The organism is Paenibacillus sp. P36 (assembly GCF_045866505.1).
GTDB classification, from domain to species: Bacteria; Bacillota; Bacilli; order Paenibacillales; family NBRC-103111; genus Paenibacillus_E; species Paenibacillus_E chondroitinus.
On the sequence record NZ_AP038372.1, the window covers coordinates 3897215 to 3921467 of the forward strand.

Annotated in this window: 22 protein-coding genes; 15 read left to right on the forward strand and 7 right to left on the reverse strand. The window is 46.0% G+C overall.

Going from position 1 to position 24253, the window contains the following annotated elements:
• Positions 1 to 68: 68 nt before the first annotated feature.
• The 3 genes from ACKTT9_RS17490 (at position 69) to ACKTT9_RS17500 (ending at position 2967) form a co-directional block, all read left to right on the forward strand.
• On the forward strand, positions 69 to 1397 hold the full coding sequence (locus ACKTT9_RS17490) for an MFS transporter (RefSeq protein WP_407872568.1): 1329 nt from the start codon (positions 69 to 71) through the stop codon (positions 1395 to 1397).
• Positions 1398 to 1504: 107 nt separating this feature from the next.
• Entirely contained in the window at positions 1505 to 1981 is a 477-nt protein-coding gene (locus ACKTT9_RS17495) for an RrF2 family transcriptional regulator (RefSeq protein WP_407872569.1), read from the forward strand.
• Between the two features lie 71 nt (positions 1982 to 2052).
• Positions 2053 to 2967: an NAD(P)/FAD-dependent oxidoreductase gene (locus ACKTT9_RS17500; protein WP_407872570.1), complete on the forward strand. Its 915-nt coding sequence runs from the start codon at positions 2053 to 2055 to the stop codon at positions 2965 to 2967.
• A gap of 151 nt (positions 2968 to 3118) precedes the next feature.
• Here ACKTT9_RS17500 and ACKTT9_RS17505 read toward each other — a convergent pair whose 3' ends face one another.
• Both ACKTT9_RS17505 and ACKTT9_RS17510 read right to left on the reverse strand, forming a co-directional pair.
• Positions 3119 to 3760, reverse strand: coding sequence for an FMN-dependent NADH-azoreductase (locus ACKTT9_RS17505; protein WP_407872571.1), 642 nt, complete (start codon positions 3758 to 3760; stop codon positions 3119 to 3121).
• 158 nt (positions 3761 to 3918) lie between these two features.
• Positions 3919 to 4350: a MarR family winged helix-turn-helix transcriptional regulator gene (locus ACKTT9_RS17510; RefSeq protein ID WP_407872572.1), complete on the reverse strand. Its 432-nt coding sequence runs from the start codon at positions 4348 to 4350 to the stop codon at positions 3919 to 3921.
• Positions 4351 to 4542: 192 nt separating this feature from the next.
• Here ACKTT9_RS17510 and ACKTT9_RS17515 point away from each other — a divergent pair, with 192 nt between their 5' ends.
• Positions 4543 to 4998 carry a CBS domain-containing protein gene (locus ACKTT9_RS17515; RefSeq protein WP_127454153.1) on the forward strand — a complete coding sequence of 152 codons (456 nt, stop codon included), beginning with the start codon at positions 4543 to 4545 and terminating at the stop codon, positions 4996 to 4998.
• Positions 4999 to 5077: 79 nt separating this feature from the next.
• Here ACKTT9_RS17515 and ACKTT9_RS17520 read toward each other — a convergent pair whose 3' ends face one another.
• Together ACKTT9_RS17520 and ACKTT9_RS17525 are read right to left on the reverse strand one after the other, a co-directional pair.
• Entirely contained in the window at positions 5078 to 6259 is a 1182-nt protein-coding gene (locus ACKTT9_RS17520) for an NAD(P)/FAD-dependent oxidoreductase (protein ID WP_407872573.1), read from the reverse strand.
• A gap of 21 nt (positions 6260 to 6280) precedes the next feature.
• A complete protein-coding gene (locus ACKTT9_RS17525; RefSeq protein ID WP_127454156.1) occupies positions 6281 to 6712 on the reverse strand; it encodes a DUF1641 domain-containing protein in 432 nt (143 codons plus the stop codon).
• 301 nt (positions 6713 to 7013) lie between these two features.
• Between ACKTT9_RS17525 and ACKTT9_RS17530 the strand changes: the two genes are divergently transcribed.
• From ACKTT9_RS17530 to ACKTT9_RS17565, 8 genes are all read left to right on the forward strand, one after another.
• On the forward strand, positions 7014 to 8609 hold the full coding sequence (locus tag ACKTT9_RS17530; protein ID WP_407872574.1) for an AraC family transcriptional regulator: 1596 nt from the start codon (positions 7014 to 7016) through the stop codon (positions 8607 to 8609).
• A gap of 128 nt (positions 8610 to 8737) precedes the next feature.
• On the forward strand, positions 8738 to 9346 hold the full coding sequence (locus ACKTT9_RS17535) for a nitroreductase (protein WP_407872575.1): 609 nt from the start codon (positions 8738 to 8740) through the stop codon (positions 9344 to 9346).
• Entirely contained in the window at positions 9343 to 10323 is a 981-nt protein-coding gene (locus ACKTT9_RS17540) for an ABC transporter substrate-binding protein (protein ID WP_407872576.1), read from the forward strand. Before ACKTT9_RS17535 ends, ACKTT9_RS17540 begins: the two co-directional genes overlap by 4 nt.
• A 172-nt stretch (positions 10324 to 10495) precedes the next feature.
• The gene (locus tag ACKTT9_RS17545; RefSeq protein ID WP_407872577.1) at positions 10496 to 12535 is read left to right on the forward strand and encodes a Na+/H+ antiporter; all 2040 of its coding nucleotides are present in this window, start codon (positions 10496 to 10498) and stop codon (positions 12533 to 12535) included.
• An 81-nt stretch (positions 12536 to 12616) separates the two neighbouring features.
• On the forward strand, positions 12617 to 13327 hold the full coding sequence (locus ACKTT9_RS17550) for a YebC/PmpR family DNA-binding transcriptional regulator (RefSeq protein WP_315949964.1): 711 nt from the start codon (positions 12617 to 12619) through the stop codon (positions 13325 to 13327).
• A 123-nt stretch (positions 13328 to 13450) separates the two neighbouring features.
• Positions 13451 to 14950: a spore germination protein gene (locus ACKTT9_RS17555; RefSeq protein ID WP_407872578.1), complete on the forward strand. Its 1500-nt coding sequence runs from the start codon at positions 13451 to 13453 to the stop codon at positions 14948 to 14950.
• Positions 14947 to 16083, forward strand: a complete 1137-nt coding sequence (locus ACKTT9_RS17560) for a Ger(x)C family spore germination protein (protein ID WP_407872579.1) — start codon at positions 14947 to 14949, stop codon at positions 16081 to 16083. The genes ACKTT9_RS17555 and ACKTT9_RS17560 overlap by 4 nt, the downstream gene beginning before the upstream one ends.
• A 20-nt stretch (positions 16084 to 16103) precedes the next feature.
• Positions 16104 to 17222, forward strand: coding sequence for a GerAB/ArcD/ProY family transporter (locus tag ACKTT9_RS17565; RefSeq protein WP_407872580.1), 1119 nt, complete (start codon positions 16104 to 16106; stop codon positions 17220 to 17222).
• Here the strand turns inward: ACKTT9_RS17565 and ACKTT9_RS17570 are convergent.
• A complete protein-coding gene (locus tag ACKTT9_RS17570) occupies positions 17181 to 17384 on the reverse strand; it encodes a hypothetical protein (protein WP_407872581.1) in 204 nt (67 codons plus the stop codon). The two genes, ACKTT9_RS17565 and ACKTT9_RS17570, sit on opposite strands and share 42 nt — an antisense overlap.
• A 153-nt stretch (positions 17385 to 17537) precedes the next feature.
• Here ACKTT9_RS17570 and ACKTT9_RS17575 point away from each other — a divergent pair, with 153 nt between their 5' ends.
• Positions 17538 to 19460 carry a hypothetical protein gene (locus ACKTT9_RS17575; protein WP_407872582.1) on the forward strand — a complete coding sequence of 641 codons (1923 nt, stop codon included), beginning with the start codon at positions 17538 to 17540 and terminating at the stop codon, positions 19458 to 19460.
• A 94-nt stretch (positions 19461 to 19554) separates the two neighbouring features.
• On the opposite strand, the gene ACKTT9_RS17580 is transcribed toward ACKTT9_RS17575, so the two are convergent.
• Entirely contained in the window at positions 19555 to 19980 is a 426-nt protein-coding gene (locus ACKTT9_RS17580; protein ID WP_407872583.1) for a hypothetical protein, read from the reverse strand.
• A 228-nt stretch (positions 19981 to 20208) separates the two neighbouring features.
• On the opposite strand from ACKTT9_RS17580, the gene ACKTT9_RS17585 reads away from it, so the two are divergent.
• Complete coding sequence (locus ACKTT9_RS17585; RefSeq protein WP_407872584.1) at positions 20209 to 22074, forward strand: alpha-L-fucosidase; 1866 nt, start codon at positions 20209 to 20211, stop codon at positions 22072 to 22074.
• An 18-nt stretch (positions 22075 to 22092) separates the two neighbouring features.
• Here the strand turns inward: ACKTT9_RS17585 and ACKTT9_RS17590 are convergent, their stop codons facing one another.
• The gene (locus tag ACKTT9_RS17590) at positions 22093 to 22983 is read right to left on the reverse strand and encodes an AraC family transcriptional regulator (protein WP_407872585.1); all 891 of its coding nucleotides are present in this window, start codon (positions 22981 to 22983) and stop codon (positions 22093 to 22095) included.
• A 125-nt stretch (positions 22984 to 23108) separates the two neighbouring features.
• Here ACKTT9_RS17590 and ACKTT9_RS17595 point away from each other — a divergent pair, with 125 nt between their 5' ends.
• On the forward strand, positions 23109 to 24146 hold the full coding sequence (locus ACKTT9_RS17595) for a glycoside hydrolase family protein (protein WP_407872586.1): 1038 nt from the start codon (positions 23109 to 23111) through the stop codon (positions 24144 to 24146).
• Positions 24147 to 24253 lie beyond the last annotated feature (107 nt).

Sequence of the window (24253 nt, forward strand, 5' to 3'; positions counted from 1 at the left end):
CAATGAGTTTAGAATTTGACAGAAGATGGCATGCTACATACAACAAACATGTGTTGAGGTGAAAGGATTTGAATGACAAAGTTGTGCTGCCGGTTTGGACGGTCGGCTTATTTATCGTTATCATGAATACAACGATGTTTAATGTTTCTATCCCCAGTATTATTGGTGATCTCCAAATATCTGCGGATCTCGGGGCGTGGGTCATCTCCAGCTATTCCATCGGATATGCGTTATCCACGGTTATTTACAGCAGGTTAACGGATATTGTGCCGTTAAGAAAGTTGCTGACAATAGGGCTGCTTGTGCTTGGCCTTTCTTCCGTTTACGGGATCTTTGCACACAGTTTTGGTGCTTTACTAACCGCTCGCATCCTTCAATCCGCAGGTGCCGGCGTCATGGCTGGACTAGGTTTGGTGCTGGCGAGCCGATACGTGCCCATAGAAAGACGCGGTTCTGCCATTGCCATGATCTCAGCTGGAAGTGCGATGGCATTTGGATTAGGCCCGATTGTAGGAGGGCTTATCAGTGAATATTTTGGCTGGAACGGGCTGTTTGCGATCACTTGCCTCGTCTTGGTCATCCTGCCAGTACTGTTTCGTTTGCTTCCGAAGGAGGACCCTCAGCCTTTCCGCTTCGATCTCATCGGAGCCATCTTAACGGTTATCAATGCTGCTACCATCCTATTAGCAGTAACGCAATTATCTATGATTTGGATTTTGGTCAGCGTTGTATCCTTCTTGCTGCATGCGTGGCATTTGAGGCGGGGGAAAGAAACGTTCATCAACCCGGATTTATTGAGGAATCATGATTTTCGCAAATTGGTCGTCATAGGGTTTTGTGTGTTGGTTTTAAATCTCGGAAATCTGTTTCTGATGCCGCTAGTCCTGGCAAACCTGTTTCATCGCTCGGCGATGGAAATCGGCTTGACGATTGCGCCAGGCGCCATTTTATCGGCATTCTTGACTCGCTTCGTCGGTCGTTGGATTGACACCTATGGGAATCTGCGTTTTCTGCTGATCGGGCACATCGTGCTTTCTATGGTTATGCTGCTTTTTTACGCTGTCGTAGGGACTTCTTCCATCGTTGTGCTTGTCGGGTATATTTGCTTTTCGCCCGCATTCTCAGCAACGCTGTCCTCTTTAAACAACGAGACTTCGCGCATTCTACCGAAAACGCTCATCGGTTCAGGCATGGGACTGATGCAGTTGATTCAGTTCTGCGGCGGATCGATCTCCGTTGCTGTGTGCGGCATTTTGCTTGAGGTTCAAACTCATACGAGTCTTGCTCTGTCCTATCAGCATGTGTATGGTTTATTGCTGCTAATTGGTTTGGTCTCAATCGGGATGTTATTGTGGTACCAGTCTTCGGGAAAAAGAGTACGACAGGCTGAAACTTGATGTTTGCAAAAATCAATGACTTGTAAAAAAAGTGAAGGTCAGCTATTATGGATATTGCAGGTCCATAAAGATGCTGACCAAATTTTATTCGCTGGAAGGTGTTACTCATGCAATTCTCCAAAAGCACTGGCCACGCTCTGCACGCCATCCTTCATTTAGCTCGCGCTGAAAGAGGCCAGCATGTAGGCATTAAGGAATTAGCTGCGCTTCTGGGAGTCTCCGAGAGCTATCTGTCCAAGATCATGTCGAAGCTGCGGCAAGATGGCATCGTGCGTGCAATGACAGGTGCAAGTGGGGGCTACGAGCTGGCTAAATCAGCCGAACTGATTACATTTCTTGATGTCATTCAGGTTGTGGAAGGGCGCCAGAAGATGTATGAATGCTTCAATCTGGATTCACAGCAGCATCAATTATTTTTTGAATCAGAAGCTCAGGATTCACAGCAACATTCCGGTCATCATGAAGGCAACGGTTGTTTGGTTAAAAAAGTGATGGACGGCGCTGAACAGCAAATGGTTCATTATTTACAGCAGCACACGATTCAAGGTGTACTTGATTCAGCGGCAACTACAAGTACAAAGTAAGCAGTAAACAAGGAGCTATTAGCTTCTTCTAGTTATATTATGGACATTAGAGATCCAGGAGGATGGTAAAGATGCAACAGTTTATGGATGTAGGGATTATTGGCGGCGGACCGGCTGGATTGAACGCAGCGCTTGTGCTTGGGAGGGCCAGAAAACATGTCGTGATCATCGACGAAGGAAGGCCTCGAAATCGAGTAACACGGCACACGCATGGTTTTCTCACGAGGGATGGCATTACCCCGGCGGAATTTCGGCGGATTGCGAGAGAAGAGATTCAAGCGTATCCAACCGTTCAGTTTGCTGATGAGACTGTGGCAACGATAACAGGCGCGGATGGTGACTTTCAGATCACGACCGCACAAGGCAGCACGTATCGGGTGAAAAAACTGCTGTTCGCCGTAGGGATGAAAGACCTGCCGGTCAATATTGAGGGTTTGGCTGAAGTGTATGGCAAAAGCGCATTCGTTTGTCCCTACTGCGACGGATGGGAGCTGCGAGACCAACCGCTTGTCGTTATTACAAAAGGCGCGAAAGCGATGCATATGGCCAAATTGCTGGCAGGCTGGACCTCGGACTATGTTATTTGCACAAATGGGCCCGATGAGTTAACGGATGAACAACGTGCAGAACTCAAGCAGCATCAAGTATCTGTGTACGAATCAGCGATCCTGCGTATTGAATCAGACAATGGCATGGTGCAGCAGGTGCTACTGGAAGAAGGCAGGATTCTTCCCTGCACGGGTATATTCTTCGCACCGAAGCTGGCTGCCGGATCTGATCTCCCGCCAACCCTGGGTTGCCAGATGACGGAAGCTGGGGCTATTGTCGTAGATGCTTTCGGGAAAACGAACGTTCCGGGTATTTATGGTGCTGGTGACGCCTCTTCAGAAATGTATCAAGCGATTGCAGCCGCCTCATCAGGTGCTTTAACGGGCGCTGGAATTAATAATGAGCTGCTTATAGAAGCATGGGATCGCCAGGGCTAGATGAAAGCTGAGAGCTTAATGTTAAAGTAACATGTGGCAAATTCGTCTTCTTATTATCATGCAACAAATTATAATCCAGTATCGGTTGTAAAAAAAACCAGCTTCCCGTCAATTTCACGAGGAGCTGGTTTTGATTTTTGCAAGACATAAATCAGAAAGTTAATGCAAGTGTGCGAGCTTCTTGAACGGCCTTTTCTTTAATTGTTTGAGCTTGATCCGCAGCAGCGGCCATGCCTTCTACAAAAATTGCGTCAAAGCTTGGCACGCCTAAGAATTTCATGATGGTGTCCAAGTGGCGATGACTCATTTCGAAATCAGCGTAAGCCGATCCAGGAGAGAGGACGCTGCCGCTAGCTTGAATATGAAGGGCTTTTTTATCAGTTAATTGCCCAACAGGACCTACACCAGCTACGTACTTGAAGGTTTTGCCTGCGACACAGATCGCGTCGATATAATCTTTGAGCACTGGTGGATAGGAGAAATTCCACACCGGATTGACGAATACGAACTTGTCAGCTGCAACGAATTGATCAACAAGCTCGGATAGACGGCTAACTTTCTTTTGCTCGGAAGCAGTTAATTGATCAAATGCAGTGCCAGTACCTAATTTTCCCCAAGCAGTGAGTACTTCGGCGTCGATACGAGGGATGTCCAATTGAAAGAGGTCAAGATAAATAACCTCATCATGCGGGTTAGCCTCGCGGTAAGCTTGAATAAATTGGTTCCCGACAGTTGTGCTATAGGATGCTTCACCTTGCACAGGGTGAGCAGAGATATAAAGTACAGTTGACATTATAAATTCCTTCTTTCTATGACTATTAAAATAGTAACTTATTCTCAATGACTAACATTTAGTATGTTACTACGAAAATGTAGTCTATGTCCATTGACATATAGTGGTAGAACATGCAAACACAAAAAAGGCTGCCCAGCAGGGCTAGCCTTTTTGTGTTAAGCAAAGATCCTGTTAAATTTACTCAGGAGCTCACCGAACTTTTGCTGATCATCCGCAGGCCAATCTCGCAGCAGTTCCGCAACGCGTTCATAGCGAGCTTGCTTATTGGAGGCCAGCTCCGCGGCGCCGCTTTCCGTGATTTGCAGCGAGTAGGCGCGTCCATCTTGAGGATCGGGAATTCGGTAGACGTAGCCTTTTTGCTCCAGTGAAGCGGTCTGTCGGCTGATTGTCGAGATATCCAGCTGGAACTCCTCCGCCAAAGCTTTCACGCCGGACGAGCCGTTCGAAGAGATCTGATGGAGCAATAGATAAGCGGAACGGTCTAACGTGCCGATTTTTTTATTAGTCGTTGCAGCAAGGAATCGACGCATGAGGATGGCGAGTTCGAGCTCAATCGTTTCAGCGGGATGATCGATCTTTTCGGACATGGAGTACCTCGTTTATAATTTAGTAGATATGACTATGAATTCATCGTAACATACAAGGTTCATTTTGAATATGTTTCAGAATAGGGTACGAATTACAATTGAAGTTCCATGTATATAGTTGTATAATACAAATATATAGTTGCATTATACATCTAGATACATCAGAAGGCAAATGATATGGGGGGGATCGTCATGAAAGCAAAAGAGATCATGGTTCGCCAAGTTTACAAAGTCAAAGAAAACGACCCTGTTAGCGATGTGATTGAGAAGTTTATCAAATACAGAATCAGCGGGCTTCCTGTTGTCAACGAACGGAATGAAGTGGTTGCGTATATTAGTGATGGAGATATTATGCGCTACATCGGCAAGCATGATGATCATGTATTCGGATCTTATATGTACACAGCTGTGGTCAAAGGGGATGACGAAGAGTTTGATGAAAGAGTTCGCAGCTTGCTTCCAATGTGTGTCATGAGAATTGCTCAAAAGAAAGTGATTGCCGTAGATGCGGAAGAAGATATCGAGCAAATCGCAGCCATTTTGGGTAAAAAACGAATTAAAAAACTGCCGGTGGTTCATCGCGGCGTATTAGTAGGCATCATTAGCAGGGGAGACGTTATCCGGCATTCATTTCAAACCTTATTGTAAGCGTATACGTAAATTGGAAAAAAGAAAAAAGGATGTCCTGGCAGCCTCGAGAGGTTGGGGGCATCCTTTTTTTACGATATTAATAAGCTAGAGCGGACAGACCATTGATATGGGACAAGTAACGGATATTACTTGCTTCTTTCATCAAGGAAGCCGGTAAGCCTTTCAGCTGTGTGTTGTTTCCGCCGATTGTTCCGATCCCGTCTTTGCGGCCTAAGCTGCCAAGTGTTCCGGAGAATACTGGAACGAATTTGTCCATTGCTCCACCTTTGACTTGAACGGAAAGGTTGTAACCAACCGTTTCGCCCATCTGCCATGCAAGCTGTGCAGTAGGAGGGTATGGTCTTTCGCCACCTTCAGGGAATACAACCGCGCAGTCGCCTGCAAGGAAGACATCCGAGTGGGAAGTGGATTGAAGTGTGGAAGTGACAGTCGCACGACCGCGGTCTTCTGCGATTCCGCAGCTGCCGACAACCGGGTTACCTTTCACACCACCGGTCCAAATAATCGTGTTCGACTCAATGGTTTGTCCACTTTTCAGTGATACCGTGTTTTTGGTAGCTTCAGTAATTGCAACGCCAGTCAAGAATGTGACGCCACGTTTCTCAAGGCTTGCCACCGCGCGCTCGATCAGCACTTTAGGGAATACTGGCAGAATAGCAGGACCTGCTTCTACGCAATAGATGGAGACATCGCTGAAATCGATGCCTTTGCTGCGGCAAACTTCAGGCAGTTTATCCGCGAATTCGCCAACAAGCTCAACGCCTGTCAAACCGCCGCCGCCAACAACGATGGTTGCGTCAGCTTTGTTGCCGGATGCTTTGTAAGCATCCAGACGCGCTTCAACGTGCTCGCGAATACGGTTAGCATCGGAAGCTGATTTGAGAACCATGCTGTTCTCTTCCAGTCCAGGAATGCCGAAGTAGTTCGTTTCGCTTCCAAGAGCAACGACCAGCGCATCGTAAGTATGTACTGCGCCACTAGTTGTAATGACTTTTTTATCATCTGGTTTAATTTCTTTAATCGTATCAACCACGATGTTTACTTGTTTGTTGCCGAGTAGTCTTTGCAAAGGAAGGGCAACGGCTTGCTCTTTAATCGTTCCGCCAGCAAGACGGTGTAATTCCGTAATAATTTGATGCGTAGGAAAACGGTTGATGATTGTTATGTTTGCTTCTGAAGCTGTCAGATGTTTGCGCGCTGTTAATGCGGTCAAAAGGCCGCCATAACCGCCGCCAAGAATAAGTATTTGTTTAGCCATCGTTATCATCCCTAGTCCGTATTAGTTTTTACGTTCAGCAAGTACGTTCAAGAATGCTTGTGCAAAACGAAGTGTTTTTTGCACTTCTGGGTCTTTCAGCATTTTTAGTATTCCAAATAGACCGATTGTTGCTCCTGCATCAGCTTGTGAGCGTTCGCCAGCTTCAATAGCCGCAGATGCAATGTCTTTTGCCTTTTCTTGTACCGGTTTAACAAACTCGCCAATACCATGGGCAAAATCGTTGATTAATACTTTGTCTGTAGCTACACTTTGCGCAAAATCATAAGCTTTGGTTAACACAGTCACCATTTCTGCCAATTTAGGCAGATTATCGACCAGAACAGTCAGAGATTGTTGCACCTCAGGCTTAAGCAATTGGTCGAGTACGTCTAACGATTTTGGTTCCGCAGCAGCCGTTGCTGCTACTTCTTGAACAGCAGATGTCTGTGACATATGAAAATCCTCCTTTGCGATGAAAAAAAATCGGGTACTGTCACAATGTGTACGGGTGAAACAATCGTTTCCCACATGGTTGTAACATTTTTCACATAAGAAAATGTCAAGCAACATCGCACAATTGGATATAAACCGTATTTAGGTATTGTACACCTAATGGACACAAAATTATAATTGAAAATATTTCAAATTTGTGAACATTGGATGAAAATGAGGCACAAAACTACTGGACGTAATTGATGAGAATGATTATCATTGAGATTAGAATGAGAAGGACGAAAGGGAAGTTCAAATCACGATGATTAATGAGAATTTATGGAACCAAATGGGAGATGTCAGCTTCAATTTGCACCAACTACTGCGTAAGCGATATCCAGCGGGTAAACGTGTTAGACGCAGGTTCACTACACACTATAACCTCTTGCAGATTGAGGAGGGCCGCGGCACTTTATGGATAAATGGCACGGAATATGAGTTGGTTCCCGGCTCGTTATTTTTGCTGCATCCCAAGAGTCTGGTGGAAGCCGTTGTAGGTGAGAAGCAGTCCCTTCGATTTATGATGCAATCTTTTACATACAAATGGAAAAACGCTGCGGGTACCGAGATTTTCACGGAGGAAGGTTTAATCGCCTTCAACGACTCAGCTATGGTATCGCGCGGTTTTGAACAGCTCCACGAGCTAAGTGAAGGGCCAAATCCATTGCTGCCTTGGAAGCGGCAAATCGTTTTTCAAGAGCTGTTATACACGATCGTTGCCGATCAACAAAGGGACAAGCAGCAGGGTGGTACCCGGTTTGCCATTGAGAAGGCGAAAGACTTCCTGGATGCCTACTATCACGAGGACATTTCACTTAGCCTATTGGCCCAGCGTCATGCCATCAGTCCGAGCAATTTTGCCGGCATTTTCAAAAAGCATATCGGTGTACGCCCGATCGAATATTTGACACGTCTGCGCATGGAACACGCCAAAGTCTGGTTGAGATCACAGCAAAGCGTCAAAACGGTAGCCTCTAAAGTAGGATTTCATGATGAGCTCTATTTTAGCCGGACATTTAAAAAAGTTATAGGCGTTTCACCGACCATCTATATGAAGAATCATGTCAATGCAAGAATTATGACGGTGTTTCCGCTGTTAAATGATTACTTGCTAGCGATCGAGCTTAAGCCCTTCGCAACGCTCTCGTATGCAGGCAACGATCAAATCCGCGGGCTGCTGCCGCATATCGCAGATGAGCTGGTGGAGACCAAGATTGTCGGCCGCTGGGATCGCCCCGATCGGGAGTCTGTGCTTCGTGCAGATCCAGAGCTGATTCTTGGCGTCAATTGGGCAAGCTTGACCATAGACAGCTACCGGAATGTCGCTCCGACGATCACGCTCTTTAATAAGGATAATTGGCGTGATACCTTGCTTGAATTGGCCAACCTATTCGGGAAAAAAGAGCAATATGCGGCATGGTTGAAACAATATGACCTTAAAGCGGCGCAAGCCAGGTCACATTTAAGAGCCTCTTTTGGCCAAGAACAAACGGTCATGGTGCTAGTTGATGCAGGCAAGGAATGGCGCGTGTATGGGGGGAAACGGCAGCTTGGAGATATTTTGTACAAAGATTTGAAGCTGAATCCGCCTACAGGCATCAAGCCGCTCAGTCACTACACGGTGATCTCAGAGGCCGACTTGGAACGAATGAATCCCGATCATATTTTCCTTACCACTTGTAACTCGAATTCCGATGCTCGATTAACGGAGCAGTTAAAGAGCAGCTCAACATGGAAAGCCCTGCATGCTGTCCAAAATGGCCGATTGCTTGAGCTGCCAAGCTGGTTCAACAGTCATGCTCCGATCCAGCATAGTTTAGCAATTGATATGGCGGTTAATTCTTTGCTGTCGTCCTAGCGAAGTGGTGGAGAATGAAATTTGTCCATACGTTTAAAAGATTTTGTCCATTGAACGGGATAGTGGTTTCGCTTACGATTACCTTAATGATAATGATTATCAATTACATGATTTAGAGGTGGTCAGTAATGAAACAGCCGTATATAAGAGAAGAGGCAGGTCCAGGCACTGTTGCATGGACGGTTCGTTCGCGAAGGACGATACGGGCTTTTACGGATGAACCCGTCACTGAAGAGTTGGTTATGGCTCTTTTGAACGATGCCGTTTGGGCTCCAAATCACGGTCTCCGGGAACCGTGGCGATTTCTTTTTGTCCCATCGGAGCAGAAGGAAGCCTTCATCGAGCATTTGATGCCTGGGTTTGCCGTAGACCAGCATGAGAAAATGCGGAAGTATCTCCATGCGCAAGGGTCAGCTTTCTTAATCGTCATCATGCCGGAAGATCCGCGTCCGAAACAATGGGAAGAAGATCTGATGGCGTCAGCGGCACTCATTCAAAATTTCCAGCTGCTTGCTTGGGAACGCAATCTTGGTGTCGTTTGGAAAACGAATGACCATAACTGGAATCCAGCCGTTAGGAACCTGTTAGGCGTGCAGCCGGGTGAGAAAATAACGGGCATGCTGCACCTTGGATTTTTTGAGGAAGATCAAATCCCTGAACCGAAGAAACCGCGTACGCTTGCCGAACAGAAAACGCAAATATTTGGAAAGACAACTAGAGAGGGAAGCGTGAAATGATGAAACAACTGGTGCGCAAATCCACGCCTATATTAGCTTTGATGCTTACTGCTACTTTACTTATGACCGCTTGCGGCAAGCCGCAATCACCAACAACCGGCAGTCCTGCTGCCACACCGGCACAAGAATCTGTAAAATCACGTACGATCAAACATTTTGCTGGCGAGACCGTGATTACTGGAAAGCCTCAAAAAATAGCTGCACTTAACCCATGGTTGATCGATCTCATGTTGGCTCTTGGTGTGAAGCCGAGTTCCGCCGTTCCTGCTGGGCCGGATACGAAAGATTTCTCGTGGTATTTGAAAGATAAGATGGCGGGCGTAACGAATATCGGCTGGCAATCGGAAACGAATTTTGAGTCGATTTTATCAGCTGCTCCTGATCTTATTCTTGCGAATGACGGGATGGGAAAAGGATTCGATCAATTAAGCAAAATTGCGCCTACCGTTGTTTTGAAACCGGAGGAAACAGACGGAGCCAAGGATTGGCGTAAAACGTTTACCGTCTTAGCCGGGGTGCTCGAAAAAGACGAAGAAGCGAAAAAGGCCATAGCCGCTTATGATGAAAAAGCGAAGCAAGCCAAAGAGAAGATTGCCTCCGTTATAGGAAACGAGTCCGTTATGTTTCTCCGTGTAACTTCAAAGGAACTTCGTTATTATGGGGCAAAAAATTATGATATCCTTTACAAGGATCTCGGTCTGAAAGCGCCGCCGTTGTTCCCGGATAACAAGGCGACTTTCGCCCCTCTTTCCATGGAAAAGCTGCCTGAAATTAATCCAGACCACATTCTGATCCTCAACGAGAGCAATGAAAAACTCGATGAACTGAAGAAAACAGCGATATGGAGCCAGTTAAAAGCCGTAAAGAAAAACCAAGTGCATCCCGTCGATTACGACTTATGGTTCCAGGGCTTTGGACCGACGGCCTATTCCCTTATGATTGATGAAACTGTGAAAATGCTGACAACGAAACAATAAAGGCATACCTGTATAAAAACGGCATTCGGTCCTTTGGATCGGATGTCGTTTTTTGCTCATCTTGGGAAGGATTCTTTAAGAAAAATATTGAAATACTACACAAGTACACCACAAAAGTAGCAGCAGTGGTATTCGTATATACATAGCACTTAGCGGGGAAGGAGACATAAACTTGCATGTTTTTATTATCATTCTGAGCTTATTGGTTCTAATTGGCGTATCCAATGTCGTGAACCGCTTTGTTCCATTTATTCCGGTGCCCTTGATTCAAATTGCTTTGGGAGCCGTTCTGGTGATCTTACCGATAGGTATTCACCTGGAGCTGGAACCGGAATTGTTTTTTCTGTTGTTCATTGCTCCGTTGTTGTATCACGATGGCAAGCATACGCCAAGAGACGAGCTGTGGAAATTGCGCGCGCCGATCCTGCTTCTCGCGGTGGGCCTTGTTTTCATAACGGTATGTGTCGTAGGCTATGTTGTACATTGGCTAATTCCTTCCATTCCTCTGGCAGCGGCATTCGGATTAGCGGCGATTCTCTCGCCTACGGATGCTGTAGCCGTCAGTGCTTTAGCCGGCCGCATTCATTTGCCAAGAAGCTTAATGCGGCTCCTTGAAGGAGAAGCCTTGATGAACGATGCATCCGGCCTCGTCGCCTTCAAGTTCGCTATCGCCGCGGCGGTTACCGGTGTGTTTTCGTTCCCCAAAGCAAGTCTTAGTTTTATCGTTATCTCCATTGGAGGCCTGGTGGTTGGAGCGCTAGTCGCCTTTTTAATTATCGGACTTCGCAAGCTGCTGCGCCGTGCAGGTCTTGAAGATGAGACGATGCATATGCTGCTGCAAATATTGACGCCTTTTATGCTCTATTTAATTGCCGAGGAGTTAGGTGTATCGGGCATTCTGGCAGCAGTAGCAGGCGGTTTGGTGCATGCAATCGAGAATGAGCGATTGGCATTTACGATGCCGAATCTTCGAACGGTTTCTAACTCAACATGGTCTGTTATTTTGTTTGTACTGAACGGCTTGGTGTTTGTTCTTCTGGGCTTGCAAATCCCAGGTGTATCCAGGACGATTCTCAAAGATCCTCATTTCGATAATTTCAAAGTGATTGGTTATGCCTTACTCATCTTTGTTTTACTGTTGGTCCTGCGTTTTGTTTGGACGTTTATTTTTGCAAGAGGAGGGCGCTGGTTCGGGAATAAGAATCAAGAGGTGCCAAGCTTGCGGATGCTGACGTTAACGGCGATTTCGGGTGTACGTGGGGCGATCACATTGGCAGGTGCTTTCTCCATACCGCTTATTCTGCAAAATGGCGATCCGTTTCCGGAAAGGGACCTTATCATCTTCCTTGCCTCTTCGATCATTTTGTTCTCTCTCCTGACCGCAAGCATTGTGTTGCCGCTGATCGCGAAGAAGAAAAATACGGACGGCAATGCGGAACAGGAAAGATTGGAGCGTGAGTGGCAGCTGGAGGTTATGGCTGCGGCCATTCGAGCACTGCAGAATACTAGCAACGAGAAAAATGAGGTTGCTGTAGGTACCGTGATTGGCGATTATAAATTAATGATGCAGCAGATTGGTCAAAAAGACGGAAATTTGAAACGTCTGCCGCGTTTCCAACAGGAAGAAGCCGAGATGCGGCTGCTTGCGCTGGATATTGAACGCAAGGTTGTGAATGAGCGTCTCGAAAGCGGACAAGTGAGCCGTGAACAGGCTAATTATTATTTGAACATGCTGGAACAAATAGAAATGATTTTAGCCAATAAACTCGATTTAGGCAAAGTGCTGGTTAAGAACATCTGGCGCCGCTTCAAACTTCTATTTACGTTCATCGCGCGGCCGCGCCTTGCTTCTAATATCGTAGAGCCTGATATGGCAGAGATTCGGACATTGAAAATGCAATGCAGCCAAGCTGTCGTCGAGGAATTCTCCAAACGCTGCGCCTATCAAAGCGATGATGCAACAGAGGGCGTGCTGGATTATTATCAGCAGATGGTGGACAGACTCCGCAGGTTTGCATTCGGCTCAAGGCGCAAAGATTCTTCTTTCATCGATAGCCGTCGTGAGCTGCATTGGATCGCTATACAGGCGGAGCGCGATGCCGTGCAATGGTACTATGAGCGGGGAGATATCACACGCGATATGGCCTCCTTGCTGCGACGAATCATTCGGAACAGAGAAGCATCGCTGTATGAGCTTGAAGGAATTGGCTAAATTCAGCGATTTTATTTTTACTTTTTGAATGAAAATAGGTTATTATGTTAAATGAGATAAAAACAGAAAGTGGGAACAAACGTGGGCCGTAAGTGGAATAACATTAAAGAAAAGAAAGCCTCAAAAGACGCTAACACAAGTAGAATTTATGCGAAATTCGGACTTGAAATTTATGTAGCTGCACGCAAGGGAGAACCCGATCCTGAAGCGAATCGCGCATTGAAAGTTGTCCTCGAGCGGGCCAAAACGTACAATGTACCGAAAGCGATTATCGATCGTGCTATTGATAAAGCAAAAGGCAGCTCGGATGAAATTTATGAAGAGCTTCGCTATGAAGGTTTTGGGCCAAATGGGTCGATGATCATTGTGGACGCGCTCACGAATAACGTGAACCGCACGGCGCCAGCGGTTCGTTCGGCTTTTAATAAAAATGGCGGGAATATGGGCGTAAGCGGTTCTGTCGCTTACATGTTTGACGCAACAGCGGTTATCGGTCTGGAAGGCAAAAGCATGGATGAAGTCATGGAAGTTTTGCTTGAGGCGGATGTTGATGTTCGCGACATCGTGGAAGAAGATGAAATGGTCATGGTCTATGCAGACCCTGAGCAGTTCCACGCTGTTCAAGAAGCGTTCAAACAAGCTGGCATCAGCGAGTTTGCTATTGCTGAGTTGACGATGCTGGCTCAAAACAATGTCACGTTGTCGGATGAAGGACAAGTCCAATTCGATAAATTGATCGAAGCTTTAGAAGATCTAGAAGATGTTCAGCAAGTTTATCATAACGTGGAATAATTCATATAGGATTAGACTTAAGGATCCGCGCGATTAGCGCGGGTCTTTTTTTGCACGCCATTTTCATAATATTAAGGATTTGGGAAATTATAGTGGTAGAACGTTGGAAAGGATTGCATCCAGATGAGCACCCAGTCGAACTTGGCCACTCCGAAGTCCGAGCAGCAGCCCGGCATGAGTACAAATCTTCAAATGAACTTATCCCGATTGACCGAGGAGCTGGGGCATACAGACGATCTGAACATTCGGATGATTGAAATGGATGATCCCGTTCTATTGAGCGCTGCTATTGTCTATTTCACGGGGATGACGGAAATTCAGCATGTGAACAACATTATTCTGCGAGCGCTGGATTACAAATCCATGCTGCCAGGGAAACCGGATGTGTTGAGCTTCCTTGAGGAGATTGTCACAACTACATGTAGTTCCAGCATTCAAGACCAATGGGATCCAATGATGAGTGCCTTATTGATGGGCAGTGCCATCCTGTTCATAGATGATTGCCATAAAGCCATTATTTGTTCCATTCAATCGTTGGAAGGGCGTCCGGTATCGGAGCCGACGACACAGGCCGTCATTCGGGGGCCAAAGGATTCGTTTGTCGAAGTGATGGAGACTAACATTTCACTTGTGCGGCGTCGTATTACGCATACAGGGTTACGTGTTCATAATTTGCATGTTGGTAAAATATCCGGGACAAAAATAGCGCTTATCTATATGGACCGCGTAGCAAAACCTGAACATGTAGCTGACATACAGAGCAAACTTGCTTCGATTGCGATTGATTCCGTACTGGATTCCGGTTATATAGAAGAGTTTTTTCAAAAAAACAAGTATTCCTTATTCCCAACTGTGTTTAATACAGAGCGGCCCGACACGGTGACAGCGGGCATTCTGGAAGGGAAAATAGCCGTTTTTGTGGATGGAAGCCCCTTTGCCTTACTATTACCAACGACCTTTTCCCAATTTATGATTTCCCCAGAGGACTATTATCAAAGATTTCAATTCGGCTCGTTCACACGGGTGCTGCGTTACATTGCCTTTCTTATTTCAATCTTCAGTTCCTCTTTATATATTGCTTTCACTACGTTTCATAAGGAGATGATCCCGACACCGCTCTTAATCAGCTTGGCAGCACAGCGCGAAGGAATCCCTTTTCCCGCTTTTTTTGAAGCGTTAGTCATGGAAATTATTTTTGAATTCTTACGGGAAGCTGGAGTACGCATGCCACGCGTGATGGGGCAAGCCGTATCCATTGTGGGTGCGCTTGTTTTGGGTGAGGCGGCAGTAGCAGCAGGTTTGGTTTCATCCGCTATGGTCATTATTGTTTCAATTACGGCTATTTGTAATTTCACAACTCCTTCCAATACGCTTTCAGTATCGACCCGACTTATTCGATTTATATTTATGATCATTGCTGCTACGTTTGGTTTATACGGCATTGTTTTAGGTTTTATCATCATGATTGCTCATCTAGTCAGTCTGGAATCCCTGGGAATGCCCTATATGTCGCCATTCGCCCCTGCTAACTTACAAAAATTGAAGGATGCTATTATCCGCTTCCCGCTAAGCATGTTTCAAAGAAATCAACAAGTGAAGAATGGACCAGGTGAGAGGAATTGACACGGATTATAGCGATCTGTTTGCAAATGTGTCTTGTTGTGCTTCTGGTCGGTTGTTGGAATCGGGAAGAGCTGAACGAGGTAGCGATCGTGACGGGCATCGGGGTTGACAAAAGCAAGCCGGAAGAAGGGTTTGTTCTAACCTATCAGGTGGTCGAGCCGAAAAGAGCAGCGACTACGAAAGAAGGTTCCAGCGGCAAAGATCCTGTTGTCTTATATAGAGGGACTGGGAAAACGTTATTTGAAGCAACTCGCCGAACCGCCCCCAAACTGCCGAGGAGACTCTTTTTCTCACATTCTCGGCTATTCGTCGTCTCGGAGAAGGTGGCGAAAGAAGGGATCGGAGAACTATTGGATTTCATCGAACGAAACGATGAGTTCCGACCTACGATGCAATTGTTTATTGCAAGAAATACAGAAGCTTATAAGCTCATGCAGGGTTCAACCCCTCTTGATAAAATCTCATCCAATTCCATTGTAGATGAAACGAGAATAAGTGAAAAAATTTGGGGTAATAATTTGAAAGTTACTTTAGGCGAATATTTAAGAGATCCGAAATCTCCAGCTGTCATTCCCGGGTTGCAGTTAGTTGATTCGGATGTTCAAGTTTCCGGCATGGCGGTGTTCAATGAACAAAAACTGGCTGACTGGATCGAAGAACCGGAGGCGAGAGGCTTACTGTGGATCAAAAATAAGATTCAGAGCTCCGTCATTTCATTGAGCTGTAAACCGAAACAGAATGGCGTCGGATTGGTCATCTCAGGGGCGGACACGAAGGTGAAAGCCAAAGTTGTAAACAAGCAGCCGACCATCCTGATCCAGGTAACGGCAGAGGCTTCCATCGGAGAAGACGATTGCTCCATTGACTTAACGAAGCCCGGAGAATTTACGAAGCTTGAGAAGAAGTTATCGGATCAAATTAAAAGCGAGATCGATGGCGTCATTCAGCAGGAGCAGCGTAAAAACCTTGACGTATTCGGCTTTGGAGGATATGTCATGCGAACGGATAAGCGATATTGGCATGAGATCAAGAACGAATGGAAGGACATGTTTTCACAGGTTGAGGTTCATGTAGAAGTGGCTTCGGCGATTCGTCGAACAGGCATGAGGAGCAAATCGTTCAGCAGCTCATAAGGGGAGGAAGAATGATCAGGATGGAAAATTTAAAGTTAAAAACATCACAATTGTTCTTGATTATGCTGCTCTTCGAACTTGGAACTCCCGTTGTATTTAATCCCGGTTTGTCTGCGAAGAAGGACGCCTGGATGGTTCCATTATTGTCGTTGCTCATTGCCTCGGTCTTGTATTACATCTATATCCGCATGTTCAAACAAAAAATGGATGCTACACTAATCGGGTACATGAAACTCGTACTTGGCAAGCAGGCTGGCTCGTTCCTTGGATTTGTTTATGTCGTGTACTTTCTATACTTGGCGTCAAGAAATATTAGGGATTACTCCGAGCTTCTGGAAGATACGATCCTGGACAATACACCGCTTTTTATCATCAGTTCGTTAATGTTAATGACGATCAGCTATGTGATGTGGCTCGGCGGATTAACACTGGCTAGAATGGCACAAATATTTATCGTGCTTAATTTATTTATGCTTGCATTAATGGCGCTTTTTATCGTTTTTTCGGGTATTATTCAAATGGAAAATATATTTCCCGTTCTTGAAGATGGTTGGGGGCCGGTGCTTTCCGCCATCCCTTCCGCATACAACTTTCCATTCGCTGAAATGATCGTATTTACGATGTTTTTTCCTTATTTGACGAATCCTCAAAGCGCTCTGAAGATTGGCCTGATTGCGATTTGGACCACGGGCATCATTCTCAGCATTATTTTATTATTCGATATATGGGTGCTTGGGGCAAATATGGCCGGAAGAACCAACTTTCCACTATTAACGGTTGTGAGGATGATCAACATTGCCAATTTTATTCAACGATTGGATCCTTTGCTGATCTTGACCTTAATCATTGGAGTTTTCTTCAAAGTTTCCATCTATTTCTACGCTGGAATGAGAGGAGCTGCTGAATTGTTTCAAGTCAGTAATCACCGGCAACTAGTCGTACCGATTGCTGTAGTCATTTTATATTCCTCATTAATTGTTTCGGAGAACATGGCGGATCATTTGAAAGAAGGCCTAAAAATACTGCCCGTTGATGTTCATCCTGTCCTGCGTATCGTCATTCCGCTCTTGCTTTTGGCTGTTGGTTTTTTCCGTCATCTATCGCTTCAACGTAAAGGCGAGCGTAATAATGAGCAGTAAGTAGGTGGCAGCTAGCATCGTTTCTACTGGCTTAAAGAGGACATACGTTTGTTTCATAGAGGTAAAAAAGGATGCGACACCGATCCCTGCCAGAAGATCAATACCTATGGCACTTAAAGTAATTGAAATGACTAGAAGTATAAAAATGAAAATGATTTTCATAAATGAGTAGACCCCTTCTTGATAATTCATTTACATTGTTTGCCAAACATGAATGACGTATGCATGACTCGCAAACTAGACATATGCTTAGCCAAATAGAATACGTTTAGATTATGGATTTCTATATCAACGGTTCTACTAGGAGGGGAAAAAGTGTCTCAACATCCGGAAAGATGGCGTTTGCTAGATGATGGTATCCAATGGAACATTCCGCAAGACCATGCAGATGCTCACGAAGATCATCTTGAAATGAGCGGCAAGAAAGTGTCCGTTATTGTCAGCTACGGTGTGAACCAAGAAGGAAAACTGATGCTGTCCCGCAAAGTAGTCTGGCCTAACCTTAGGACAATTCCAAATGATACGCACGGCAGCTTGATCCATGATTTTGAGCTGGAATCGATGCCGGCTATATGGATAAATGGGAATCCGAACGTGAATGAACGGCCTATTTGCTTTCAATTCAATGGATTGCTGTATATCCGAAGTAAAGCGGATGGGGGGATATGGATAGAGAGAACCCTTTTTCCTTCAACGAGTTCGAAAAGTGTTTATGAGAAATTCGTGATGACGAATACATCTGATCAAGCTGTTTCTATTAAAATAAGTTCCTCTTTGTCGCGGAAATCCGTAAAAGGCGTATCCGGCATTTATTTGATTGAAGTTTCGCACGATGCTGCCAGTGAGTACCGGCTCGGTCCGCAGGAATCTTGTCAATTCAGTTTTCGTATAAGCGCAAGGCATTTGCAAGAAAAGGAGATAAGGAAGGATGTTCGTCAGGAACAGGAACTGAGATCCAATTTGATCAGGCAAATGAATCAAAATTTACGCTTAGAAACGCCGGATCCGGTTCTCAATCAAATGTTTGCATTTGCGAAATTAAGAGCCGCGGAAAGCATTTTTGAGACGAAAAATGGACCCATGCATGGACCTGGCGGCGGACGTTATTATGCGGCGATCTGGACCAATGACCAAGTGGAATATGCCGGGCCCTTTTTCCCTTATTTGGGATATGTGCTTGGAAATGAAGCAACACGTAATGCGCTGCGGTTATATACGGCTTTCATGGGACCGGACTATCAACCGATTCCAAGCTCCATCATTGCGGAAGGCAGTGATATTTGGGAAGGAGCGGGAGACCGGGGCGATGCGGCGATGTATGCTTACGGAGCGGCGCTTTTTGCGCTTAGCTCAGGAGATCGGGCTGTCGCAGCTGAACTATGGCCAGCTATTATTTGGTGTTTAACCTATTGTGAAAAGCAAAGAAATAAGGATGGCGTTATTGCATCGGACTCCGACGAGTTGGAGGGGCGCTTTCCAAGTGGTTCTGCGAATCTATCGACCTCTTGTTTGGTGTATGCCGCGTATGTTTACGCTTCGCGTTTAGCTCTAGAACTTGGCAATGGGATAATTGCCAAACAATATGTTTCCTCCGCTCAAGCACTGTATGAGGCTATTGAACGATATTTCGGTGCTGTAGTGGAAGGTTATGACACGTACCGATATTACGACGGGAATGATCTCTTACGTTCATGGATTTGTTCGCCGTTAGTTATGGGCATAGAGGAGCGGAAATCCGGAACGATTCAGGCTTTGTTATCCCCACGGCTATGGTCAGAAGACGGTTTAGTCACGCAAGCGGGAGACACCACATTTTGGGACCGATCCACGCTATATGCCTTACGGGGGTTATTTGTCGTAGGGGCAACGGAAGAGGTGATCTCCTATTTGCTTTCCTATTCGCGGCGGAGACTATTAGGAAATCATGTCCCTTATGCGGTTGAGGCTTATCCGGAAGGCAATCAGAGGCATCTATCCGCGGAAAGCGCGTTATATGGCCGCATTATTACCGAGGGCATGTTTGGGCTTCAGCCTACAGGGTTAAGCAGCTTTATTTGTAAGCCCAGATTGCCCGATGTTTGGGACCATATGGCGCTTCGGTCTGTTCATCTATGTGGGCGAGAGATGGATTTGATTGTGACTCGACAGGGTGGAGGAATAGAGCTGATTGTCTCGGATCAGGATGGTTTCGTTAAATTTGAAGGGGCGGTAGGGACAGCATTTGAAGTTAAAAAATAGGATGTATGTGAAGGATGATCACAGTTTCGCTCCTTTCGTTCAAGGATTAAAAAGCCGTCTCCAAAGTCGCACGGACGACTTTGGAGACGGCTTTTTAGTGTCTTAAAGGATGGAATCGGCGGCGCCGAACGAACAATTTTGTTAAAGCTTTTAAGAATAAAAGGGATATTGACTTTTTCTTTGGTGAGGGGTGCCGCATGGAACGCGGCGTTAAATCCGTGGAGGAGAGCACCAAGCTAAGCTCATGCTTGACTTCCGTTGTTCGTACGGGTTCGATGAGAACGGTCATCTCCGTGCTGCTTGCGATTTGGGCTTTGCTTTCCATTAGGATATCCAATCTGCGCTCATATTCAGCAATCCGATTCGTGAGGATCACATTTTCTTGTTTTAACTTTTTAATAAGTTCATAGAGTAGTTTCATGGATAGTTTCGGCTTCTCAGACACGTTCGTTTCTTGATTATCGCAAATAGGAGACAGCAGCAACAATAGTTCTTCATCACTGATCACTTTATGTGCCACGAGTGGTCCTCCTTATTATTCATAGTATTAATTATAGATTAATAGAGTGCATATAAAATGTCGCTCGAAACTCGTTGTCGGATTGTAGGCATTAATGATGAACAATGTTTCCAAAAGAATGAGTCTAAAATACTGGAAATTTATCTAAATAAACGGAATTTCATCTAAATACAAATCCGCTGTCGGACGGCATAATGTAGGAAAACTACTTGGAGGACCTACATCAAGATGACAAAATTTAGTGGAACGATCCTTGATCCAGAAGAGCGAGATCGATTGGCGGTTGAACAGGCGGTTGCGAGTTGGTGGCCTGCTTCGTTAATTAACAAGGAAGAGCGGATTTCCTGGTGGCGCGAAGCTCGGTACGGCTGTTTCATCCATTGGGGGGCATATTCGGTAACCGGGGGAAGATGGAAAGGCCAGCCGTCGCGAGGTTATGCGGAACACCTCATGAGAGCTCAGAAGATCAGTCTTGAAGAATACAAGAAGGAGTGTATCGAGAAGTTTATTCCGCAACAATTTGATGCGGAAGCTTGGGTACAGCTGTTTAAAGCGGCAGGCATGCGGTATGTCGTCATAACGGCTAAGCATCATGACGGCTTTGCGATCTATCCGTCGGATGCCTATCCGTTCGATATACGGCTGACCCCATTCCAGCGAGATCCGCTGCAAGAGCTGAAGGATGCTTGCAAACGGCATGGCCTGCGGTTTGGATTTTATTATTCGCATGCCTTCGATTGGGAGCACCCGGACGCTCCGGGCAACGACTGGGAATATGCGAATCCGGGAGGCGACCTCCGCCTATACGAAGGAGAGGGCAAGCTGTGGTTCAACGAACATCCGGAGCTTGTGCCCAGAGTAGCGGACCATTATGTGACCCAGAAATCGATCCCGCAAATTGTTGAGTTAATTAACAACTATGAGCCGGATATTTTGTGGTTTGATACACCTCATAAATTGCCTCTTTCGGAAAATTTAAGAATTCTCAAGGCGATTCGTGAGGCCGACGACCGCATTGTCGTTAATGGGCGTCTTGCTCATGGATACGGTTTTGACACTTTCTCTGATTATGTGAATACAGCAGATCGCGCATTGGAGATTTTTCCGTGTGAAGGTGACTGGGAAACGATTCCAACGACCAATGAATCTTATGGCTATTCAGCTGATGATCATTCGCACAAGACGGCAGATGTCTTCCTTCAATTGTTGGCGAAGTCAGCTGCGCGAGGGGGCAATGTTCTCATGAATCTGGGGCCAATGGGCGACGGTCTCATCGATGAGAAGGATCGTTCGATTCTGCAAGGAATCGGAGCTTGGTTGGCAGTGAACGGGGCGAGCATCTACGGTACCCAAAAAACGCCGCTTGCTGTCCAGAGTTGGGGAGAGTCTACGAGGAGAGGCAATCAGCTATATCTTCACGTTTTTGATTGGCCACAAGACGGGAAATTGGTGCTAGGCGGCCTGAAAAACCATATCAAGAAAGCTTGGTTGCTGGATGATGAAACGGCTAATCTGGCTGCCCGCAGGCTGAATTACTACGATTGGGAAATCCATGTGCCAGAGCAGGCGGACAGCAAGTATCAACGAGTTGTGGTCATTGAAGTGGATGGGGAACCTGCTGTCCATCCCGGACGGTTGATAAGCAGCAGTCAGACAACGACGCTAAGAGCTTTTGATGCGGAAGTAAGCAAAGGTATTGGTTACGGGGATGGCAAGAAGGGCAACGATTATGTCTGCAAATGGACAAGTACCCACCAATTCGTCAAGTGGCGTGTGAGATTCAATCATCCAGGTGTTTATAAACTGGTGATCCGTATGAGCGCACCTGGACCTGCGTACGGGGGGAGCTATGTGTTATGCCTTGGTGAGCAGCGGATTCCCGGTCAGATTGCACCTTCTGAAACAACGGCTCCACTACAGATTGAGCATGAAGTGACGCTTACTGCAGGAGAGCATGACATCTTGATGATGCCAGTCTCCATCGAAGGGAATGAGCTCATGAGGCTTCATGCCATTACATTCATTCCGTTGTCGACGAAGCAAGAACAGAAAGAATCCTATGTTGAGGTTGATACAACGGATGTTGGGAATTAGCGCTGCCCCTACTAAAAGTCAGGATTCTTTCTTCGAATAGGACACCGTTGCAACCTTCGTCTGCTTCCTTAATTCGGACGGAGGAAGGCCGAAGTATTTGGAAAACTGCAGCGAAAAATAATGAACCGAGGAGAATCCCAGATCTTCCGCAATCGAAGTGATCGAGCGTTTACTTTCATGGATCGTCGCATAGGCTCGCTGCATTTTAATTCGAAAGAAGCACTCTTTTGGCGTTAATCCGGTCATTTTCTTAAACATGCTGTAGAATTGGGATTTCTTTAATTGGCACAGCTCAAGCCACTGCTCATAGGGCGGATTCATCCCGGGATATTGTTCCATGAGATCAATGATCTTTTGAATGCGGTAATCAGGGATGTTGTCCGACAGATTTAAATTGACGAGCTGCAAAATCCAACTGTAAAGCAGGCTGTTTACGATCTCAGCTTTAAATTGAATGTCCAAGCGATTCATGCGAACGATCTGAATAAAGGTTTGAACAAGTTCTGGATACCGGGTTAGCTGTGTAATCCCTGTTAATTGCTCCAACTCTTGGCATGGTCTGCTTTCTGTCATAAGACCGGGTTCGAAATCGAGCTGAGGATCGAAATACAGATGCTGAATCGTCTTTTTTATCGTGAAAAAATCGCAATACATATCGTAGGAAGAAATCGGCTGAGATTCATTCATGTGGAAAGTATGCTTAAGGCCGGGAGGAATGAACACGAGCGTGCCTTTCTTTAAAGGATAACTTTTGCCGTTCATCTGCACGGAGCCAGATCCTTTATAGATCAAATGAAAAGCAAAGCAGTAGCCAAATCTGTTTTTCTCTTTCACTCTGCCGGAATAGGCATGATAATGAGCTGCTCGAATGGATGGCTCGATGGAGACAATAGAAGTTAATTCCGTCATTGGTTAACACCTCTAGTCTGCGAAAACGCAAGAATGCTGTTATTTTACGCATTTTTCTTAGGATAAACCGCTTACTATCGGCTGTCAATTGAGACTATCACTTTTAAATATAAAGGAGGATTTATATGTCTATTCAAACTAAAAGCTTGTACGACAGATTGCAACCAGCACCGAAGAACGGAGGATTTCGGATGGAAGGATATTGGGTGTGGTGCGGTTCGGTGATAAAAGGCGAGGATGGACGCTTTCATATGTTTGCATCCCGATGGCCCAAACATCTGCCGATGCATCCAGGCTGGCTTGTTCACTCGGAGGTTGTTCGAGCGGTCTCCGACACGCCGGAAGGGCCTTATGCGTTCGAGGAGATTGTGCTTCCCGCACGCGGAGCCGAATATTGGGACGGCCGAAGCACGCATAACCCGCATATAACGAAACACGGGGATACCTACGTGCTGTATTATATGGGCTCAACAAACCCACTGCCTGATGTACTGCCGGGTGAAGAATTCGGGCTTACAGACCCACGATGTATTGTTGCTCGTGCAAATAAGCGTATAGGCATAGCCACTTCTAAGAGTGTGTTCGGTCCTTGGGAGCGGAGGGACACGCCGATTTTACCGACAAGACCGGGGCATTTTGACTCCTTCCTGACTTCCAATCCTGCTCCTTGTATTCATGAGGACGGTTCCGTCATGCTTATTTATAAAGCACGTCAATACGAAGGAAATGTACATGGGAACATGATGATCGGTGCGGCGCGCGCTGACCATTTCGAGGGTCCCTATCGCGTAGTCAGTGAAGATCCCGTATTTCCGCCCGCTAAATTTCATCTGGAAGATCCATTTATTTGGCATACGGGTGAGCGATATGAGCTTATCGCCAAAGATATGGACGGTCGCATATGTGGGGAGGTGCATGCCGGTATTCAGGCTCACTCCATAGATGGACTAACCTGGCATTTGGCTGACAATCCTAAAGCCTACTCCAGGAAGGTTCGATGGGATGACGGTACGGAGGCGGTCATGGGCAGTTTTGAGCGACCTTTCATTCTTTTCCAAGATGGAAAACCAACGCATTTGTTTGCAGCAACAGCCGATGGAACAGGCGGATTCACCAAAGCTTCTCATACATGGAACATGGTGGTGCCGATTGCTTCGGAATAACGATCAAGCTATCATGAATGAACTAGCCGGTCTCTGATAATCAGAGGCTGGCTTCTTTATTTTCATAAACGGCTAAGACATATCTATTGAATTAAGACAATATAGTT

Coding starts and splice junctions, on each gene's coding strand:
- ACKTT9_RS17530 (WP_407872574.1), top strand. CDS start 7,014: ATGATTAATGAGAATTTATGGAACCAAATGGGAGATGTCAGCTTCAAT.
- ACKTT9_RS17585 (WP_407872584.1), top strand. CDS start 20,209: ATGACAAAATTTAGTGGAACGATCCTTGATCCAGAAGAGCGAGATCGA.
- ACKTT9_RS17520 (WP_407872573.1), bottom strand. CDS start 6,259: ATGGCTAAACAAATACTTATTCTTGGCGGCGGTTATGGCGGCCTTTTG.
- ACKTT9_RS17595 (WP_407872586.1), top strand. CDS start 23,109: ATGTCTATTCAAACTAAAAGCTTGTACGACAGATTGCAACCAGCACCG.
- ACKTT9_RS17510 (WP_407872572.1), bottom strand. CDS start 4,350: ATGTCCGAAAAGATCGATCATCCCGCTGAAACGATTGAGCTCGAACTC.
- ACKTT9_RS17500 (WP_407872570.1), top strand. CDS start 2,053: ATGCAACAGTTTATGGATGTAGGGATTATTGGCGGCGGACCGGCTGGA.
- ACKTT9_RS17570 (WP_407872581.1), bottom strand. CDS start 17,384: ATGAAAATCATTTTCATTTTTATACTTCTAGTCATTTCAATTACTTTA.
- ACKTT9_RS17555 (WP_407872578.1), top strand. CDS start 13,451: ATGAGCACCCAGTCGAACTTGGCCACTCCGAAGTCCGAGCAGCAGCCC.
- ACKTT9_RS17535 (WP_407872575.1), top strand. CDS start 8,738: ATGAAACAGCCGTATATAAGAGAAGAGGCAGGTCCAGGCACTGTTGCA.
- ACKTT9_RS17495 (WP_407872569.1), top strand. CDS start 1,505: ATGCAATTCTCCAAAAGCACTGGCCACGCTCTGCACGCCATCCTTCAT.
- ACKTT9_RS17515 (WP_127454153.1), top strand. CDS start 4,543: ATGAAAGCAAAAGAGATCATGGTTCGCCAAGTTTACAAAGTCAAAGAA.
- ACKTT9_RS17525 (WP_127454156.1), bottom strand. CDS start 6,712: ATGTCACAGACATCTGCTGTTCAAGAAGTAGCAGCAACGGCTGCTGCG.
- ACKTT9_RS17540 (WP_407872576.1), top strand. CDS start 9,343: ATGATGAAACAACTGGTGCGCAAATCCACGCCTATATTAGCTTTGATG.
- ACKTT9_RS17505 (WP_407872571.1), bottom strand. CDS start 3,760: ATGTCAACTGTACTTTATATCTCTGCTCACCCTGTGCAAGGTGAAGCA.
- ACKTT9_RS17590 (WP_407872585.1), bottom strand. CDS start 22,983: ATGACGGAATTAACTTCTATTGTCTCCATCGAGCCATCCATTCGAGCA.
- ACKTT9_RS17565 (WP_407872580.1), top strand. CDS start 16,104: ATGGAAAATTTAAAGTTAAAAACATCACAATTGTTCTTGATTATGCTG.